The sequence below is a fragment of the Aminobacter sp. BA135 genome (assembly GCF_050859125.1).
Taxonomy (GTDB): domain Bacteria; phylum Pseudomonadota; class Alphaproteobacteria; order Rhizobiales; family Rhizobiaceae; genus Aminobacter; species Aminobacter ciceronei.
In genome coordinates this window covers 2,651,478-2,671,110 of the sequence record NZ_CP139572.1, presented here as the reverse complement: position 1 = coordinate 2,671,110, position 19,633 = coordinate 2,651,478, and the positions used below count along the sequence as shown (strand labels likewise).

Annotated in this window: 16 protein-coding genes; 2 read left to right on the top strand and 14 right to left on the bottom strand. The window is 64.2% G+C overall.

The annotated features are described in order from the left end of the window. The first annotated feature begins 6 nt into the window (after nt 1-6). Both SLT36_RS12895 and SLT36_RS12890 read left to right on the top strand, forming a co-directional pair. Nucleotides 7-879: a 50S ribosomal protein L11 methyltransferase gene (locus SLT36_RS12895; RefSeq protein ID WP_432287934.1), complete on the top strand. Its 873-nt coding sequence runs from the start codon at nt 7-9 to the stop codon at nt 877-879. 83 nt (nt 880-962) lie between these two features. Beyond that, the gene (locus SLT36_RS12890) at nt 963-2,792 is read left to right on the top strand and encodes an aminopeptidase P family protein (RefSeq protein WP_432287932.1); all 1,830 of its coding nucleotides are present in this window, start codon (nt 963-965) and stop codon (nt 2,790-2,792) included. A gap of 48 nt (nt 2,793-2,840) precedes the next feature. Here SLT36_RS12890 and SLT36_RS12885 read toward each other — a convergent pair whose 3' ends face one another. The 14 genes from SLT36_RS12885 to murG all read right to left on the bottom strand — a co-directional run bounded on the left by SLT36_RS12885 (nt 2,841) and on the right by murG (nt 19,632). Beyond that, on the bottom strand, nt 2,841-3,137 hold the full coding sequence (locus SLT36_RS12885; RefSeq protein ID WP_432287931.1) for an AzlD family protein: 297 nt from the start codon (nt 3,135-3,137) through the stop codon (nt 2,841-2,843). After that, entirely contained in the window at nt 3,134-3,862 is a 729-nt protein-coding gene (locus SLT36_RS12880; protein WP_432287930.1) for an AzlC family ABC transporter permease, read from the bottom strand. Before SLT36_RS12880 ends, SLT36_RS12885 begins: the two co-directional genes overlap by 4 nt. Nucleotides 3,863-4,015: 153 nt before the next feature. Continuing rightward, complete coding sequence (locus SLT36_RS12875) at nt 4,016-4,624, bottom strand: 3'-5' exonuclease (protein WP_432287928.1); 609 nt, start codon at nt 4,622-4,624, stop codon at nt 4,016-4,018. A gap of 8 nt (nt 4,625-4,632) precedes the next feature. Then, complete coding sequence (ligA, locus tag SLT36_RS12870; protein ID WP_432287926.1) at nt 4,633-6,789, bottom strand: NAD-dependent DNA ligase LigA; 2,157 nt, start codon at nt 6,787-6,789, stop codon at nt 4,633-4,635. A 130-nt stretch (nt 6,790-6,919) separates the two neighbouring features. Next, nucleotides 6,920-8,596, bottom strand: a complete 1,677-nt coding sequence (gene recN / locus SLT36_RS12865; RefSeq protein ID WP_432287925.1) for a DNA repair protein RecN — start codon at nt 8,594-8,596, stop codon at nt 6,920-6,922. A gap of 10 nt (nt 8,597-8,606) precedes the next feature. Further along, nucleotides 8,607-9,476, bottom strand: a complete 870-nt coding sequence (locus tag SLT36_RS12860) for an outer membrane protein assembly factor BamD (protein ID WP_067960420.1) — start codon at nt 9,474-9,476, stop codon at nt 8,607-8,609. A gap of 182 nt (nt 9,477-9,658) precedes the next feature. Next, the gene (gene lpxC, locus SLT36_RS12855) at nt 9,659-10,594 is read right to left on the bottom strand and encodes a UDP-3-O-acyl-N-acetylglucosamine deacetylase (RefSeq protein WP_115731432.1); all 936 of its coding nucleotides are present in this window, start codon (nt 10,592-10,594) and stop codon (nt 9,659-9,661) included. 276 nt (nt 10,595-10,870) lie between these two features. After that, entirely contained in the window at nt 10,871-12,559 is a 1,689-nt protein-coding gene (gene ftsZ / locus SLT36_RS12850; RefSeq protein ID WP_432287923.1) for a cell division protein FtsZ, read from the bottom strand. A 70-nt stretch (nt 12,560-12,629) separates the two neighbouring features. After that, nucleotides 12,630-13,940: a cell division protein FtsA gene (gene ftsA / locus SLT36_RS12845; RefSeq protein WP_432287922.1), complete on the bottom strand. Its 1,311-nt coding sequence runs from the start codon at nt 13,938-13,940 to the stop codon at nt 12,630-12,632. Next, nucleotides 13,937-14,878, bottom strand: a complete 942-nt coding sequence (locus SLT36_RS12840) for a cell division protein FtsQ/DivIB (RefSeq protein WP_432287921.1) — start codon at nt 14,876-14,878, stop codon at nt 13,937-13,939. Before SLT36_RS12840 ends, ftsA begins: the two co-directional genes overlap by 4 nt. Then, the gene (locus SLT36_RS12835; protein ID WP_432287919.1) at nt 14,866-15,792 is read right to left on the bottom strand and encodes a D-alanine--D-alanine ligase; all 927 of its coding nucleotides are present in this window, start codon (nt 15,790-15,792) and stop codon (nt 14,866-14,868) included. Before SLT36_RS12835 ends, SLT36_RS12840 begins: the two co-directional genes overlap by 13 nt. A 347-nt stretch (nt 15,793-16,139) precedes the next feature. Next, nucleotides 16,140-17,105, bottom strand: coding sequence for a UDP-N-acetylmuramate dehydrogenase (gene murB, locus SLT36_RS12830; protein WP_432287918.1), 966 nt, complete (start codon nt 17,103-17,105; stop codon nt 16,140-16,142). Then, nucleotides 17,102-18,508, bottom strand: a complete 1,407-nt coding sequence (gene murC / locus SLT36_RS12825; RefSeq protein ID WP_432287916.1) for a UDP-N-acetylmuramate--L-alanine ligase — start codon at nt 18,506-18,508, stop codon at nt 17,102-17,104. The genes murB and murC overlap by 4 nt, the downstream gene beginning before the upstream one ends. Further along, nucleotides 18,505-19,632 (bottom strand): undecaprenyldiphospho-muramoylpentapeptide beta-N-acetylglucosaminyltransferase, encoded by a 1,128-nt coding sequence (gene murG / locus SLT36_RS12820; RefSeq protein WP_432287915.1) that lies wholly within the window; start codon nt 19,630-19,632, stop codon nt 18,505-18,507. Before murG ends, murC begins: the two co-directional genes overlap by 4 nt. Nucleotide 19,633 lies beyond the last annotated feature (1 nt).

Sequence of the window (19,633 nt, the reverse complement as noted above, 5' to 3'; positions counted from 1 at the left end):
CCCGACATGACCCAGACACGGCTGCACTTTACCACCGGCCGCGAAGCCGCCAACCGCATCTTCGCTGCCCTTGAAACCGCCTTCGAGGAAGATGGCTGGCCGATCGCCGTGATCGAAGTCGACGAGGACCGCGATATTCATGAGGTCTCGCTCTACACGGATGGCGATGTCGAGGACGTTGCCCGCCGCATGGCCGAGGTGGTTGCAGAAGCAGGCCACAAGGGCCCGCTGGGCCGTGAGGTGCTGCCCGACGTCGACTGGGTGACGAAGTCGCTCGAAGGCCTGAAGCCGGTGCAGGCAGGACGCTTCATCGTTCATGGCAGCCATGACCGCGAGGACGTGCGCCCCGGACAGATTGCCATCGAGATCGAGGCCGGCCTCGCTTTCGGCACCGGCCATCACGGCACCACGGCAGGCTGCCTCGAGATGATCGAAAAGGTGATGGCCGCGGAAAAACCGGCCAAGGCGCTCGACCTTGGTACCGGCAGCGCCGTGCTGGCGATCGCAGTCGCCAAGCTGGCGCCGATCCCGGTACTGGCAACCGACATCGACCCGGTCGCAACCGACGTTGCCGCCGCGAATGTCCGCCTTAATGGTGCTGCCGACCACGTCGAGACGGTCACCGCCGCAGGCTTCGACGACCCGATCTTCGCCGCGCGCGGCCCTTTCGACCTGATCGTCGCCAACATCCTGGCGCAGCCGCTGATGCTGCTGGCGCCCGAAATGGCCACGAACCTTGCTGTCGACGGCTCCCTCGTGCTGTCGGGTATCCTCGACCGTCAGCACGACGCCGTGGTCGAAGCCTATGTCGCGGCAGGCTTCCGCCACATCGAGACCTTCCACAGGGAAGGCTGGGTGACAATCCACCTCAAGAACTGAGCCCGCTGGCACAAGCCGGCGGCGTTGCCAGCAACGACCGGCGCGGATAGGTTCGCCCGACATCCAGCTTTCGGGAAACCACCATGTTCCAGTCCTTTGATTCAGCCGGCGATCCCACCGTCGGCAAGCCGCGCGTGGCGTTGCTCCGGCAATGGCTCAAGGAAAACGGGCTCGACGGCTTCGTCGTGCCGCGCGCCGACGAGCACCAGGGCGAGTATGTCCCACCACGTTCGAATCGCCTGCGGTGGCTGACCGGCTTCAGCGGCTCGGCCGGCGTGGCGATCGTGCTCGCCCGCAGCGCCTACATCTTCGTCGACGGGCGCTACACGCTGCAGGTGCGCGACGAGGTCGATCTCGACATCTTCACCGTCGAAAGCCTGATCGACAACCCGCCATCGGTGTGGATCAAGGAAAGCCTGCCCAAGGGCGCAAGGCTTGGCATCGACCCGTGGCTGCACACCATGGGCGAGGTCAAGGCGCTGACAACGGCAACCGAAAAGGCCGGCGCCGTGCTTGTCCCCCTCGCCCGCAACCCCATCGACGCGATCTGGGAAGATCAGCCCGACGCACCGCTGGCCCCAGTCGAGATCCATCCGGAGGCCTTTGCCGGCGAACTGGCCAAGGACAAGTTGAAACGGCTCACCGCAGCGATCGAGAACGACGGCGCCACCCATGCGATCCTGACCGACCCGTCGTCGCTCGCCTGGGCGTTCAACATCCGTGGTGGCGACGTACCCCACACGCCGCTTGCCCTTGGCTTCGCCATCCTCTCCGCCGACGGCGGCCATGCCGTGTTCATGGACAAGCGCAAGCTTGGCCGCACCGAGGAGGCCTATCTCACCCAGCTTGCCGACATCAAAGCACCGAGCAAGCTCGACGACGCGGTCGCGGCCCTTGCCAAATCTGGTGCGAAGATCGCGCTCGACCCGGTGCTTGCCGCCGACAGGCTGCGCGCCCTGATCGAGGACAATGGCGGCACGGTGGTGCAAGCACCCGACCCGGCCCGCCTGCCCCGCGCCACCAAGAATGCCCAGGAGATCGCCGGTTCGCGTGCTGCCCACCGCCGTGACGGCGCTGCTGTCGCCAAGCTTTTGTGCTGGCTCGACCGGCAGAATCCCGGCAGCCTCGACGAAATCGCCGTCGTGACCAAGCTGGAGGAATGCCGCCGCCAGACCGGCGAGGAAACGCAGATGCCGCTCCGCGACGTCTCGTTCGACACCATCTCGGGTGCCGGCGCCAATGGCGCGATCATGCATTACCGCGTCTCGAAAGCGACGAGCCGGGTGCTGGCCGAGGGTGAACTGTTCCTGCTCGATTCGGGCGCGCAATATCAGGACGGCACCACCGACATCACTCGCACCATGCCGGTCGGCAAGCCGAGCGAGGAGATGCGCGAGCGTTTTACCCTCGTGCTCAAGGGCATGATCGCGATCTCGCTGGCGCGGTTTCCCGCAGGCACGCGTGGCGCCGACATCGACGCGCTCGCCCGCATCGCACTGTGGAAGAACGGCCTCGACTACGCCCACGGCACCGGCCACGGCGTCGGGTCCTATCTCGCTGTTCATGAAGGCCCGCAGCGCATCGCCAAGACCGGCATGGAAAAGCTGCTCGCAGGCATGATCCTGTCCAACGAGCCCGGCTACTACAAGGAAGGCCATTACGGCATCAGGCTGGAAAATCTGATCCTGGTGACGCCAACCGCCGAGCTGCCCGGCGGCGACATCGCCATGCACGGCTTCGAGACGGTGACGCTGGCGCCTTTCGACCAGCGCCTGCTGCGCGCCGACCTGCTGACCCGCGAAGAGCTGGATTGGCTCAATGCCTACCATGCCCGCGTGTTGGCCGAGATCGGACCGATGCTCGACGGCGAAACGCTGGCGTGGCTGGAAAAGGCGACGGCGCAGATCGCCTGATCAGCGTATAATGAATACGACCGGCCGCTTCATGCGGCCGGTTTTCGTTCAGCCGATGAAATGCCGCATGGCAATCAACACGGCAGCGCCTGCCAGAAACATCGTCATCAGGCCACCACGCAGTCCAATAACGGCTGCCACGGCAAGCGCTGCCAGCTCAGCCGGACCGGCCGAGAGTGCCGCGGGTGCCACGAGCGTCGTCAGAACCGCAGCCGGCACCGCGTTCAGGCCCGCCTCGACGCGCGGATGGATGCGCTCGAAACGCGAAATGACGAGATGGCCGCCGATACGGGTCAGATAGGTGGCGACAGCGCCGGCAATGATGATCCAAAGCGTCGTGCTCATGACACCACCTCCGCCGTTTCTTCGCTCGTCAGGCTCTCGTCGGGCCTGACCGGCATCGCCGCCGCGAACAGCACGCCGGCCAGCGCCCCAATGGAAACATGCCAGGGTGAGCCTACGGTCTTGTAGGCGATCATCGAGGCAACGGCGCTGGCAACGACGATCGGCAGCCAGCGCGGGCGCTTGCGGAAGCTCATCACCAAACCGAGAAAATAGATCGGCAGCAGGAAGTCGAGCCCGATGGCATGGGGGTTGGGAATCAGCCGCCCGAACAGCGCGCCGAGCGCGCTTTCGGCGACCCAGAAGACATAGATCGGCAGCGCCATGCCCATGTACCAGGCAAAGGTCACCTGCTCGCCATTCTCGCCCTTGCGCTCGGCCTCGGCATATTGCGGATCGACCAGGAAGAAATAGCCGATGGCCTGCTTCAGGAACGGCCAATGGTCGATGTGCTTGCCAACGGCAGCCGAATAGAGAACGTGGCGGAAGTTGACGGCGAAGATCGATAGCACCACCAGCCACGGCGCGACATGCTGGCCGAACAACTCGATGCCGACCAGTTGGCTGGCGCCGCCATAGATCGAGGCGCTCATCAGTGTCGCCTCGACGACGGAGAAGCCGTTGTCGACGGCCAACGCCCCGAACAGGATGGCAAAGGGCGCCGACGCGACCACCACGGGCACGCTCAAGCGCATGCCCTGCAAGAATTCACCGCGACGATCAGACATTAGGCCTCCGTGGCGCATCGGCCCCAGATCGAATTTTGAGCGTTGGAATGCACGAAACAGGCCGAACGAGCTCGGCCAAGGCTCCATAGCTTGCGCGGGGTCTGAATAAGTCAGCCGGCTTGGCGTGTCACATCAATTCGGTTGAGCCAACGATCAGCGCTTCTTGGCCTTCGGCGGCCGCTTCACCGAGCACGGCACGTTGCCGCCGGCATGAAGCCGGCCCATCGTCATGTCGAGCTTGATCGGCAGGTCGCGCAGCGCCGAGACGTTCAGCTTGCGCGCGGCTGCCAGCGCCACCTCGCCGCAGGCATGCGCGTCCTCGGCAGCATTATGGTGCCTGAAGGAGAAATCGATATGGCGCGACACCTCGTTGAGCCGGTGCGAGGTTAGCTCCTGCCACACCTTCTTCGCCATCTTGAGCGTACAGATGTAGTCGATGTCAGGACTGACAGTGCCATACAGCCGATAGCTCGCCCTGAGAACACTCATGTCGAAGGACGCGTTGTGGGCGATCACAAGCGTGTCTGAGAGATCGTCCTCGAACTCCTCCATCACCTCGGGAAATTCGGCCGCGTCCTCGACATGTTCGGGCCGTATGCCATGAACGGCAATGTTGAAGCGCGAGAACCGCATGTCCCGGGGGCGGATCAGTCGCTCCTCGACACGGATGACCGCGCCGTCCTCGATCCAGGCAAGGCCAATGGAGCACGGGCTGCTCCGCTGCTCATTGGCAGTTTCGAAGTCGATGGCAAGTGCTCGCATGAAGTCTGTCAGCCCGCCTGCCCGACGCGTTCGAACCACTGGTCCTCTGTGATCACCTCGATACCCAGATCGGTCGCCGCCTTGAGCTTCGAGCCAGCGCCTGGGCCCGCCACAACGAGGTCGGTCTTCTTGGACACCGAGCCAGCCACCTTGGCGCCAAGCTTCTCGGCCATCGCCTTGGCCTCGTCGCGCGACATCTTTTCGAGCGAGCCGGTGAACACCACCGTCTTGCCCGAAACGGGTGATGACACGTCGCCGATACGCTCCTCGTCAAGCGGCGTCACTTCGTCAAGCAGCGCATCGAGCACCTGCCGGTTGTGCTCCTCTGCGAAGAACTCGACCACCGCCTCGGCGACGATGGCGCCGATGCCGTTGACACCGGTCAGCTCCTGCCAGGCGGCATTACCCTTGTCACCCTTGCCCTCAGGCATCACGGCAGCGACACCAGCGGCGCGGAAGGTCTCGAAATTGATGTAGTGGCGCGCCAGGCGCTTGGCATTGGTTTCGCCGATGTGGCGGATGCCGAGCGCAAACAGGAAGCGCGAGAACTCGACCTGGCGGCGGTCGTCGATGGCCGCAAACAGCTTGCGAGTCGATGTCGTGCCGAAGCCGTCGATATTCTCGAGCTTGGTGAGCGATCCTTCTTGTCGCCGCTTCAGCGTGAAGATGTCCGCCGGCGAGCCGACATGCAATGCCGGGTCCTGCGATTGGAAGAAGAACTCGATCTGCTTCTCGCCCAGGCCCTCGATGTCAAAGGCATTGCGCGAGACGAAATGGCGAAGGCGCTCCACAGCCTGTGCCGGACAGATCAGGCCGCCGGTGCAGCGGCGCACCACCTCACCCTCCTCGCGGACAGCATGGCTGTCACAGGCCGGGCAGCGCGTCGGGAACAGATAGGGCTGCGCTCCCGCCGGGCGCTTCTCGAGGACGACGTCGAGGATCTGCGGAATGACATCACCTGCCCGCTGTACGATGACGGTGTCGCCGACGCGGATGTCATGATCCTCGTCGCGAATGGCCGCGCCGCTGTTGCCGATGCCCTTGATGTAGTCCTCATTGTGCAGCGTGGCGTTGGTGACCACCACGCCGCCCACCGTCACCGGCTGCAGCCGCGCCACCGGCGTCAGCGAGCCGGTGCGGCCGACCTGGATGTCGATGCCGAGCAGTGTCGTCGTCGCCTTTTCAGCCGGGAACTTGTGCGCGATGGCCCAGCGCGGCGAACGCGAGACGAAGCCGAGCCGCTGCTGCAGGTCGAGCCGGTCGACCTTGTATACGACGCCGTCGATGTCGTAGCCGAGCCCGGCGCGATTGGCCTCGATCATCCGGTACTGCGACAGCAGGCCGTCGACGCTGTCGAACACCTTCATCAGCGGATTGGTCTTGAAGCCGTAGGTATTGAAAGCCTCGACCATGCCCATCTGGGTGTCGGCCGGCATGCCGCTGACCTCGCCCCAGGCATAGGCGAAAAAGCGCAGCGGACGGCTGGCAGTGATCGAGGTGTCGAGCTGGCGCAGCGAACCGGCGGCCGCATTGCGCGGATTGGCGAAAATCTGCTTGCCAGCTTCAGCATTGCGCCGGTTGAGTTCGGCAAAGTCGGCGTGGCTCATATAGACCTCGCCGCGCACTTCCAGCACCCCGGGAAAGTCGCCCTTCAGCACGTTCGGAATGTCGGCAATGGTGCGGGCGTTCGCCGTGACGTTTTCGCCGACCTGGCCGTCGCCGCGCGTCGCCGCCGTCACCAGCCGGCCGTTCTCGTAGCGGATCGACAGCGACAGGCCGTCGATCTTGGGCTCGGCGGTGATTACCACCGGCTCGTCGGCGGACAGCCTGAGGAAGCGCCTGATGCGGCCGACGAACTCGCTGACGTCCTCATCGGCAAAGGCGTTGTCCAGCGACAGCATCGGCACGACATGGGTGACCTTGCCGAATTTTTCGGAGACGGCGGCGCCCACCGACTTGGACGGCGAGTCCTCACGCACCAGTTGCGGAAAACGCTGCTCGATGGCGAGGTTGCGGCGGCGCAGCGCATCGTAATCCGCGTCCGAAATCGTCGGCGCGTCCTCGGCATGATAGCGCAGGTCGTGGCCGGCAATTTCTTCGGCCAGCCGCGCAAGCTCCGCCGCGGCTTCAGTCTCGCTCAGCGAATCGACTGGCTTGTCGGACATGGTACGGCTCCGGCTGAAAACGCGGCCACCATAGATCAGGACGCTGTCGAGCGGGAGCCGCCCGGACCGAATTCCACGTCAAATCAGCAGCATCGCGAAGGCTCCTGACATGGGAGCCGCAATCGCGTGGTCAGGAAAGGACGGCCGTGTTCTCGCGCAGCAGGCGCTCGGCGGCGGCGCGCGCTTCCTCGGTGATCGAGGCGCCAGACAGCATGCGCGCAATTTCCTCCTGGCGCGCGGTACGGTCCATCTCGTGGATACCGGTCGCCACCTTGTCGGTGTTGCCCTTCTTGGAGATCAGGAAATGCGTCGCCGCGCGGGCCGCGACCTGCGGCGCATGCGTCACCGACAGCACCTGCACCCGGCGGGACAGCCGTGCCAGCCGCTGGCCGATGGCGTCGGCAACCGCGCCACCCACGCCGGTATCGATCTCGTCGAACACCAGGGTCGGTGCCGAGCCGCGATCGGCAAGCGCCACTTTCAACGCGAGGAGAAAACGCGACAGCTCGCCACCCGAGGCGACCTTCATCATCGGGCCCGGCCGGGTGCCGGGATTGGTGCGCACCCAGAACTCGACCTGGTCGATACCTTCCTGCATGCGATTGTCGGCTTCGCTCGACATCTCGACGATGAATTCGGCGCGTTCGAGCTTGAGCTCGGGCAGCTCTGCCATGACGGTCTTGCGCAGGCTCTCGGCCACAGTCTTGCGCAGCTCCGACAGACTGGCAGCGATGCGATCATAGGCATCGCGGCTGGTCCTCGCCTGCGTTTCCAGCACCTGCAGCCGCTCCTCGCCGGCATCGAGGTCGGCGAGGTCGGCAACCATCGTGTCGCGCAGCTTGGCCAAGTCGTCGACGGCAACATTGTGCTTGCGCGCGGCCGCGCGCAGGGCAAACAGCCGCTCCTCAGCCTTTTCCAGCCGCTGCGGGTCATATTCGGTGGCGCGAAGGGCGGCATCGACGCCGGATTGCGCCGCATCAAGCGAGATCATCGCCTCGTCGAGCGATTTCACCACCTCATCGAGCAGGCCCGGCACCTCGGCCGCCTTGCGCTGCAGGCGGCGCAACAGGCTGGCAAGCTGCGGCAGCGGCGACGACGAGCCCGACAGCACGTCCTGTGCATCCTGGATTTCGGAGGCGATCTTTTCGACGCGCATCATCGCGGCACGCAGTTCGGCGAGCTCGCTCTCCTCCCCCGGCTGGGGATCGAGCTTGGTGAGTTCGGTCACCGAGGCACGCAGATATTCAGCCTCGCGCGCGGCGGCATCGACGCGGGCGCGATGGCGCGACAGCTCCTGCTCGGCACCGCGCCACAACTTCCACGCGTCGGCGGTGGCCTTGGCTTCGCCGACATGACCGCCAAACGAATCGAGCACATCGCGATGCGCCCCGGCGTCGACAAGCGCGCGATCGTCGTGCTGGCCGTGGATTTCGACAAGCGCGCGGCCGATGTCGCGCATCAGCGTGACGCTGGACGGCTGGTCGTTGACGAAGACGCGCGTGCGCCCGTCGGCGGTCTGGACGCGTTTCAGGATGATGTCGCCATCGTCGTCGATGGCATTGTCGGCAAGCAGCGTACGCGCCGGATGGTTGCGCGGCACGTCGAAGACCGCACTCACCTGCCCTTGCGTGGCACCGTGGCGGACGAGCGATGCATCGCCGCGCGCGCCGAGCGCGAGCGACAATGCGTCGAGAAGGATGGATTTGCCCGCGCCGGTCTCACCGGTCAGCACCGACAGGCCAGGCGTGAAATCGATGTCCAGCCGTTCGATCAGGACAATATCGCGGATCGACAGGCGCGAGAGCATCTATTTCTGGTCAGGCGCCGGAGAACATCTTCCCGGCCTTGGAAATCCAGGAACCGGCATTCTCGCGGGGCTCTAGGCCGTTGGTCTGCAGCAGCTTGTACGAATCCTTGTACCACTGGCTGTCAGGATAATTCTGGCCAAGCACGGCGGCAGCTGTCTGGGCTTCCGAGGTCAGGCCCATCGCGTAGTAGGTCTCGACCAGGCGGGCGAGCGCTTCTTCGATGTGGCGGGTGTTCGAATAGTTCTCGACCACGTTGCGGAATCGCTTTGCCGAGGCGATGAATTCGCGGCGCTCGAGATAATAACGGCCGATCTGCATTTCCTTGCCGGCGAGCTGGTCGCGGGCGAAGCGGATCTTGGCGTTTGCATCGTCGACATATTCCGATGCGGGCCAGCGCTGAACCACCTCGGTCATCGCCTCAATGGTGCGGCGAGCTTCCTTTTGATCCTGCGTCACGTCGCGAATCTGGCGGAAGTAGCTGAGGCCGATGATGTACTGGGCGTAAGCCGCGTCGTCGGTCGAGGGATACAGCGCGAGATAGCGCTTGGCCGAGTTGATGGCCTCTTCATAGGAGCCCTGGCGATAGCTGGCGAATGCGCCCATTACCATCGACTTGCGGGCGAACTCCGAATAGGGGTGCTGACGGTCGACGGCCTCGAACTTGCGGCTGGCCTCCTTGAGGCGGCCGGCGTTGAGGTTGGCAAGGCCCTGATTGTAGAGCACGTCGGCCGGCTCGGTCTGCTCGACATAGGTCGCGAGATCGACATCGGCTTCGCCGGACATGCAGCCGGACAGTGCAAGCGTCGGAGCGATGAGCGAAAGCGCCACAACCAGAGGCTTCACGCGCAATTTCGATCGATCGGCTCGTATCAATGACATCACAGAGTTCCGCCCCTTTGGCGCTGTTTCGCTTTTAGGCAATGGCCATAGATCACAACTGGCTTTGCCGGGCAACGCTATCAGCCGCCAATCGCGCAATTTTGTGGCACGCAATGACGCGTGCCATTTCGCCGGCCAAGTGGTGCAACAAGGTCACACCACCTCCAGGCGATTGCCGGCCGTCAGAGCGTCCAGGGCGCGTGGACTGCGGCGCTGACAGCAATAAGTTCGGCCGAGCGGCCGCGCTCGCGGCGCGACGTCTCGACGACTTCGAAAGCCGACCTGTCGGAAAGCAGGCGGCGCAGCGCAGCGGCATTCAGCCGGTGGCCACCACGATAGGAACGGAAGCAGCCGATGAAGCGCGCGCCGGCGAGTGCCAGGTCGCCCATCGCGTCCAGCGTCTTGTGGCGCACGAACTCGTTGGAGAAGCGCAGGCCTTCCATGTTGATGATGTGGTTGTCGTCGCCGATAACCACTGAATTCTCGAGCGACGAACCAAGCGCATAGCCGGCGGCCCACAGGCGCTCGACGTCCTTCATGAAACCAAAGGTGCGGGCGCGCGAGATCTCGCGGCGGAAAATGTCGTCGTTGATGTCGGAAGCAAAGGACTGGCGACCGATCGCCGGGCTCTCGAAATCGATCTCGACCTCGAATCGCGTGCCGCCATAGGGCCGGAACTCGGCCCAGGAGGCGCCGCTTTCGATTCGTACCGGCTTGAGAACGCGAATGTAACGGCGCTTGACGCCCTGCACTTCGATGCCGGCCAGGTCGATGGCCTCGACGAACTGCGCGGCACTGCCGTCCATGATCGGGATTTCAGCGCCTTCGACTTCGATCAGCAGATTGTCGATACCGAGGCCGAACAGAGCGGCCATCAGGTGTTCGATCGTGGCAACGTGCTGGCCGGCGGGATCGCCAAGCAAGGTGCAAAGGTCGGTCGCACCCACTTCTGACACAATTGCGCGAAATTCTCGGTCAGCAACCTGAAACACCACGCCCGTATCCGCGTCTGCCGGCGCGAAATGGATGGCTACCGGCTTGCCGCTGTGAACGCCAACGCCCGACAGGGTGACACGCGATTTGAGTGTTGTCTGATAGTCCTGCAAGTCGATCCCCATATGCCCGTACTCACCACGTCCGCTTCGCCACACCACGGCGCACGGCTCTTATGCTCGCCAGACGGGACCTCATCCCCACAATACCCGTCAGCGACCTTAATCGGCGCGAAGATAGTCTTCCGGGTGAGAGACTCCAAATCACGGTTTCTTACTCTGTGTAACTGCGGGGACGCTTCGACTCGCCCCGCCAAGCTCATGTTTTAACTTATCTTTTCAGAGCAAAAGGCGGGCGTCGAGACGCCCGCCTTTCAAACAGTGTTACCGGTCGTTCACAGATCAGTTGGCTTGCCGGCGAAGGAACGCCGGAATCTCCAGCTGATCGTCCTCCTGAGTCCGTGCCTGCGGTGCTAGGCGGCCATGTTCGTCGAGCTGTCCGCGGCGCGGCGCGTACATCTGCGATTCCTGGCTGGTCATGCGGCGCTGCTCGGGCGCCGGCTGGCGCAGCTTCGGCTCGCGCGGCTGCGCGGGCTGCAGGCGTGCCGGTTCTTCCTCACGGCGGGTCAGGCCGCTGGTCAGGCGCTTGAGCAGGCCCATCGGACCGCGGTCCTCATGCTGCTCGGCCGGCTGAGCCTTGGCTTCGACCTCGGCCTTGACCATCGGCGGGAAGTCCTCGACGCGCGGCATGCGCGGCTGAACCTGGGCCGGCTGCATCATCTCGCGCTGCGGTGCCACCTGCGGCTGGGCAACCGGCTGCGGTGCGGGCTGCTGGAACTGCTGCGGCTGGTACTGCTGGACCTGCGGCTGGGCCGGCGGCGCGGCAAACAGCTTGCTCTGCGGACGGAAGTCGTCAGCCGGAGCGGCCGGACGCGGCTGCGCCATCGCGGCGGCATTGGCTTCGGCAAGGCGGATGGCCTCGGCGACCGGATCGTTGGTGCGCACTTCCATGCGCGGCTGTTCGAGAGGAGCAGCCTGCACGACAGGACGCGGTGCCTCGACCTGACGCTGTGCCGGCTTCGGCGCCTGACGGATGGTCAGCGGTGCAGCAGCCATGTCGGCAGCCGACTTGTCGATGCCGGTGGCGACGACCGACACGCGGATGACGCCTTCGAGGTCTTCGTCGAAGGTGGCGCCCAGGATGATGTTGGCGTCCTGATCCACTTCCTCACGGATTCGGGTGGCAGCTTCGTCGACTTCGAACAGGGTCAGGTCGCGGCCGCCGGTGATCGAGATGAGCAGGCCCTTGGCGCCCTTCATCGAGGTTTCGTCGAGCAGCGGGTTGGCGATTGCCGCTTCGGCGGCGGCCATCGCACGGCCCTCGCCCGAAGCTTCGCCGGTGCCCATCATGGCCTTGCCCATCTCGCGCATCACCGAACGGACGTCGGCGAAGTCGAGGTTGATCAGGCCTTCCTTGACCATCAGGTCGGTGATGCAGGCAACGCCGGAATACAGCACCTGGTCGGCCATGGCGAAGGCGTCCGCGAAGGTCGTCTTGTCATTGGCCAGACGGAACAGGTTCTGGTTCGGGATGACGATCAGCGTGTCGACGCACTTCTGAAGCTCTTCGATGCCGTAATCGGCCGTCTTCATGCGGCGCTGGCCTTCGAAGTGGAACGGCTTGGTGACGACGCCGACGGTCAGGATACCCTTTTCGCGAGCGGCGCGGGCGACGACCGGAGCAGCACCGGTGCCGGTGCCGCCGCCCATGCCGGCGGTGACGAAGCACATATGCGTGTTCGACAGGTGGTCGATGATCTCGTCGATGCACTCTTCAGCGGCGGCGCGACCGACTTCCGGCTGCGAACCCGCGCCCAGGCCCTCGGTGACATGCGCGCCGAGCTGGATGAGGCGCTCGGCCTTCGACATGGTGAGTGCCTGCGCATCGGTGTTGGCCACGACGAACTCGACGCCGCGCAGGCCAGCGGTGATCATGTTGTTGACGGCATTGCCGCCGCCACCGCCGACACCGAACACGGTGATGCGGGGCTTGAGCTCGGTGATGTCCGGCTTCTGCAGATTGATCGTCATAGTCCTCGTCCTTTTTGCCTTTCGAACCGCTTCGCCGTGCGGCCGGTAATGGGGCTGCCCCCGTCAATTCCTAAAAACTGTCTCTCAACCACTGACTCATGCGATGCAGTTTTCCGCCAGTTCCCGTTGCCCTGTAACGGGAAATCCCTTTCGCAGACTGGCTCTCGATGCCGGCCATCTGCGGGTAGATGAGAAGCCCGACGGCGGTCGCGAAAGCTGGCCCCTTGGCCGCCTCCGGCAGACCTGCCACGCCGAGTGGGCGGCCGATGCGCACATTGCGGCCGAGAATGCGTCGCGCTGCCTCGGGCAGGCCGACGAGCTGACTGGCACCGCCGGTGAGGACGACGCGCTTGCCGACGGCATTGCCGTAACCCGACTTGTTGAGCCGGTCGCGCAGCAGCTCCAGCGTCTCGTCAATGCGGGCGCGGATGATGCGCGTCATGACAGAGCGCGGGATCTGCAGCGGAACTTCGCTGTCGTCGACGCCGATCGGCTGGATGCTGATCATGTCGCGGTCGTCGGTGGTGCCGGGAAGCGCCGATCCATGCATGACCTTGAGCCGCTCGGCATCGTCGAGGCGCGTCGACAGGCCCTTGGCCATATCCATGGTGACGTGATTGCCGCCGACAGGAATGGCGTCGGCATGGACGAAGCGCCCTTCCGCAAAGACCGAAAGCGTGGTCGTGCCACCGCCCATATCGATGCAGGCAGCACCCATTTCGAGTTCGTCGTCGACGAGTGCCGCAAGGCCGCTGGCGTAAGGCGTAGCCACCATATGCTCAACCGACAGGTGCGAGCGGTTGATGCAGAGCTCGAGATTGCGCATCGGCGCCGAATCGCCGGTCAGCACATGCATGTCGACGCCAAGCGTGTCGCCGACCATGCGGCGCGGATCGCGCACGCCGCGCTCGGCGTCGAGCGAGAAGGCGACGGGCAGCGAGTGGATAACGTCGCGCTCTGCCCTCAGCGCCTGTTTGGCACCGGCGGCGAGCACGCGCTGGACGTCGGTTTCGTCGACCTCATGGCCGCCGAGATTGATGGTTGCCGAAAACGCCTCGCTCTTGATGCGGCCGGCGGACAGATTGACGATCAGTGAGTCGGCGGTAAGGCCTGCCATGCGCTCGGCGGCGTCGACGGCGAGACGGATGGCATGTTCGGCGCGGTCGAGATCGACGACCACGCCCGACTTCACGCCCTGCGACTTCTGGTGGCCGATGCCGATGACCTGGGCCTGGTGGGTACGTCCCTTGAGCAGCTGACTGCCTTCGGCCGGCTTCAGCTTGGCGACCACGCAACAGACCTTGTTCGAACCGACATCGAGCACCGTAAGGATGCCCGAGCGACGCGAAACCGGATCCTTTTGACCGCCCAGCCAGCTCATATTCTCTTCTCCGCCTTCGCCTTGAGGGCTTTCGGCTTGTTTTTCAGCAGATCGGCGCGCCGCTCGACGGCTTCCGGCGTCAACTGCACGACCAGCCGGTCACTGAAACGCATGTCGACGGCCGAGATGTCACGGGTCAGCAGCGCGTTCTCGCGGTCGAGATCGGCAAGGTCGGCAAGCGCTGCATCGACCTGATTCTCGGGCAGCTTGACGGTGATGCCGTTGTCGAGACGCAGATCCCAGCGCCGTTCGCCGACGCGAATGTAGCCTTTTACCCGCGACGCAAGCGCGGGGAACGCCTGAACCCTGGCGACGAAGTCGGCGGCACGGTTGGCGGCACCAAAGCCGATGACCAGCGGCAGCGTGGCCTGGCGCCCGCCAGCATAAGGAGCGATGATCTTGCCGTCCTTCTCGACGACGCTGAGCTGGTTGCCGTGCTGCCAGATCGCAAAAGCGTCACGCTCGTCGATGCGAACCTCGATCGTATCGGGATAGACCTTGCGAACAGCGGCATCGCGCACCCAGGGCAAGCTGACGATACGCTCGCGCGCCTCTTCCGGATTGAAGCCGACGAGCGAAGTCCAGCCATCGAGCTCGAGCTTGTCGAGAATGTCGATTTCGGAGGTTTCGCGATTGCCCGAGACCTTGATCTGGTCGACGGCAAAGCCGCTGCGAGCGGTCACACCCTGGACCATCGCCGGGAAGTGACCACCGAGATAGGCGCCATAAAGCGAGCTTGCGGCAAGGAACGCAGCCGTCAGCATCGACGCAGCATAGGGCGGAGGAGTGAACTCCCCACGCCCGAAGCGCGACAGCATGCGAACCGGCTTGCGCAGCAGCCGCGGCAGCACGAAATGCTCCGCGGACAAGGGCAGCCCGAAGACGCGCGGCGCCGAGCCACCCATCCTTCTGTTCTGTCCCGACCTCAACGCAAACACGAAGCGTCCTCCACCATCCAACTCAACAACTCACCAAACGAATGCCCGGCTTGGGCGGCAATCTCAGGCACCAGCGACGTCGGCGTCATGCCGGGTTGCGTATTGACCTCCAGCCAGACGACCTCTCCATTTTCGGAATGGCGATCGTCGTACCGGAAGTCAGACCGGGAGACGCCCCGGCACCCGATCGCTTGGTGAGCCTTGAGCGACAGTGTTTGTATTTTTTGGTAAATATTCGGTGAAACTTTCGCGGGGCATTCGTGCTTTGATCCCCCGGCAACATATTTTGAATCATAATCGTAGAAGGCGTGACCGGTCGGGATGATCTCGCAGACGCCGAGCGCGACATCGCCCATGACGGCGCAGGTCAACTCACGGCCATGGACGTAGCGCTCGACCATCACCGTATCGCCGTAGCGCCATTCCGACGACGAGATGACCTGCGGCGGATGCGACTGGTCTTCCTTGACGATGACCACGCCGAAGCTCGACCCTTCCGACACAGGCTTGACCACGTAAGGCGGCTTCATCGGATGCTGATTGCCGATGGCGAACCGGTCGAGAACCCTGGATTCGGCAATCGGAATACCGGCAGCTTTGGCCACCTTCTTCGACTGCTCCTTGTTCATTGCAAGCGCCGAGGCAAGCACGCCAGAATGGGTGTATGGAATGGCCAGATATTCGAGAATTCCCTGGATGGTGCCGTCTTCGCCGAAAGGGCCATGCAGAGCATTGAATGCGACATCAGGCCTGAGCGCCGAAAGCGCTGCGCCGACGTCACGATCGACATCGACCCGAGTAACCTGAAAGCCCACCTGCTCGAGCGCTTCGGCGCAGGCATTGCCAGACGACAGGGACACAGGCCGCTCGGACGAAAACCCGCCCATCAGGACAGCGACGTGCTTTGACTTCATCCCCTGAGATCCCCTCTCGACTCAGACACAACGCCTTGTTTCCAAAGATCAAAAAAGAGCACCCGGAAGTTGGACCTCCGGCTGGAAACGCGGGCTACGCGTCACGCGACTCAAATCAGGAAACGCTTTAGGTCAGAGAATCAGAGACTTGATTCCGTGGCAAGAGCCGATTGGAATTCGTTGCAATTTCATGACCAATGCGGCTTCCGCTGACCCGCAGGATGACGATGGTAAAAGGCGAAATTCAGCTCGCAAAAAGGCCCCGGCAAGGATGTGTCGAGGCCTTTCGAAGATCGTCATTTCGGATGGCTTTCACAGGCTCCTGCTGCTCCGGCGGAGCGCGCCGCCTAGAGCAATTGCCCCAAGAATTCCTGCACTTCGTGGCCGGGCTTGAAGTTGCCGAGACGCTTGATTTCCCACTGCAGGCGGATGCCCGAATTCTCGAGCACGCGGCTGCGCACCGTCTCGCCAAGATACTCGAGATCATAGCCGCTGGCGTTGCCGGTGTTGATCATGAAATTGCAATGCAGCGGCGACATCTGTGCGCCGCCGATCATCAGTCCGCGGCAGCCGGCGTTGTCGATTTCCTTCCAGGCCGAGGTTCCCTCGGGATTCTTGAAGGTCGAGCCGCCCGTCTTCTCGCGGATCGGCTGCACCGTCTCGCGATGGTGCTGGACCGCATCCATAGCGGTCTTGATGGCGTCCTTGTCCTCGGCATAACCCTCGAAGGTCGCCGAGGTGAAGATCAGGTCGGCTGCGGCAGCCGATTGACGGTAGCTGTAGCCCATGTCGGCATTCGACAGCAGATGCAGGTCGCCCTTGCGGTCGAGCGCGCGGACCTCGACGACGCGTTCGCGCGTCTCGACGCCATTGGCGCCCGCATTCATCCGCAAGGCGCCGCCGATGGCGCCGGGAATGCCGTGGTAGAAATGAAAGCCGCCGATGCCGTTGTCATGCGCAAGGGCTGCCACGCGCTTGTCGGGCGTCGCAGCACCAGCCTTGATGCCGGTCGCCGAAATCGCCTCGGCCTCGCCGAACCCCTTGGCGGACAGGCGGACGACGAACCCCGGAATCCCGCCCTCGCGCACCAGCAGATTGGAACCGATGCCGACGACCATGACAGGGATTTCTTCCGGCACAGCCCTCAGGAAATCTGCCAGATCCTCTTCGTCGGCGGGCTGGAACAGCGCCTGGGCCAGGCCACCGGCACGAAACCAGGTGATCTTCTCCATCTCGGCGCTGGGCGTGATGCGGCCGCGCAGGCCGGTTAGCCGGTCACCGAGCTTGGCAATGAGCGCCTCGCCTCCGATCACGATCCGCTCCCGGCGAGTTCGCCCGGCAGGGCATAGGCCCATTGCGTGATGTTGCCGGCGCCGAGATAGACGACGAAGTCGCCCGGCTTGGCCAGTTCGCGCACGATCGGTGCCACGGCGGCGGGGCCATCGACGTAGCGTGCATCGCGGTGGCCACCGGCACGGATGCGCGACACCAGGGCTTCCGAATTGACGCCTTCGATCGGATCCTCGCCGGCCGTATAGACGGGCGCGATCATGACGGTATCGGCGTCGTTGAAGCAGGCAGAGAAATCGTCGAACAGGTCGCGCAAGCGGGTGAAGCGGTGCGGCTGGGCAATGGCGATGACGCGGCCGGCGGTGGCCTCGCGCGCGGCGCGCAGCACGGCCTTGATCTCGACCGGGTGGTGGCCGTAGTCGTCGAACACCTCGACGCCATTCCAGGTGCCGGTATGGGTAAAGCGGCGCTTGACGCCGCCGAACGACAGCAGCCCGCGCTTCACGGCCTCGGGCGTGATACCGAGTTCGGTGGCGACCGCGATGGCAGCGGTTGCATTGGAAACGTTATGGCGGCCCGGCATCGGCAGGCGCAACCCTTCGATCACCGTTGAAGACACGGACTTGCGGTTGCGGATGACAACGTCGAAGACCGAAACGGCACCTTCCATGCGGTGATTGGTAAAGCGCACATCGGCCTGGGCATTCTCGCCATAGGTGATGACGCGGCGATCCTCGATGTGGCTGACCAGCGCCTGCACCTCGGGATGGTCGGTGCACATCACCCCAAAACCGTAGAACGGCACATTCTCGACGAACTGGCGGAACGCCTCGCGCACCTTGTCGAAGGTGCCGTAATGGTCGAGATGCTCGGGGTCGATGTTGGTGACGACGGCGACGTCGGCCGGAAGCTTGAGGAAGGTGCCGTCGCTCTCGTCGGCTTCGACCACCATCCACTCGCCTTCGCCCATGCGGGCGTTGGTGCCATAGGCATTGATGATGCCGCCATTGATGACGGTCGGGTCGAGCCCGCCTGCATCGAGCAGCGTCGCCACCATCGAGGTCGTCGTGGTCTTGCCGTGGGTGCCGCCGATGGCGACCGCGTTGCGGAAGCGCATCAGCTCGGCCAGCATTTCGGCGCGGCGTACGACGGGCAGAAGCTTCTCGCGTGCCGCCTGCAGTTCGGGATTGGTCTTCTTGATCGCGGTCGAAACGACGATCACCTCGGCATCGCCAAGGTTCTCGGCCTTGTGACCGACGAAGCACTCGATGCCCTTGTCGCGCAGGCGCTGGACGTTGGCGCTCTCGGACTGGTCGGAGCCTTGCACCTTGTAGCCGAGATTGTGCAGCACCTCGGCGATGCCGCTCATGCCGATGCCGCCGATGCCGATGAAATGCACGAGGCCGATGGTCTGCGGCATCTTCATGACCGCACTCCCTTCTTGAATTCCGAAACGGGCGTTTTGGACGCAATAGCCTCTGCGAGGTCGGCGAGCAACCGTGTGGCGTCCGCTTTGCCGACTGACTTGGCGGCAGCCGCCATCGTCACCATGCGCGCCGGATCCTCCATCGCGCCGCCGATCATCTCGGCAATGCGCTCAGTCGAAAGCGTTGCCTGCGGGTGCACTTCGCCGCCGCCGGCTGCAGCCAGTCGCGCGGCGTTCGCCGCCTGGTCGTGGTCGAGCGCGTAGGGATAAGGCACCAGAAATGCCGGGCGGCCGATGACCGCAATCTCGGAAACCGTCGAGGCACCCGAGCGCGAGATCACCAGATGCGCTGCCGCCATGCGCTGCGCCATGTCGCCGAAGAACGGCGACACGTCGGCGGCGATGCCGAGCCTGGCATAGGCCGCCTTGACCTTGTCGGCATCCTCGACGCGTGCCTGCTGGGTAACACACAGGCGCTTGCGCTGCGCTTCGTTCAATAGCGCGATTGCACCAGGAACCGCGTCGGAAAAGAACTGCGCGCCCTGGCTGCCGCCAAAGACCAGCAAACTGAAGGCATCCGCGCCCGTCGACGCAATGTAAGGCGTCTTCGCCGCCTCGATGACCGCCGGGCGCACCGGATTGCCTGTCACGACGACCTTGGCGCTGTTGGCGCCGGCATTCTCGGGCAGGAAGCCGCCGGCGACTGCGTCGACCCTGGCTGCGAGCGCCTTGTTGGCGCGCCCCATCACGGCGTTCTGCTCATGCACCATCGACGGCACAGAACGCCGCGTCGCAGCGTAGAGCGGCGGCAGCGTCGGATAGCCGCCGAAGCCGATGACGACGGAGGGCTTGATCTGGGCAATGACCTTCGAGGCCTGGCGCACGCCGCGCCAGATGCTCCAGAAGGCGCGCAAGAGCGCTATCGGGTTCTTCGAGCCGATGGTCGACGATGAAATCGGATGAATGGCCGCAGCCGGAAACTTGCCGGCGAAACGTTCCGCGCGGTCGTCGGTGGCGAGATGCACCTGCCAGCCGCGCGCGGTCAGTTCATGTGCCAGCGCCTCGGCCGGAAAGAGATGGCCGCCGGTCCCGCCGGCGGCAAGCATGACAGTTCCCTTGGCCATG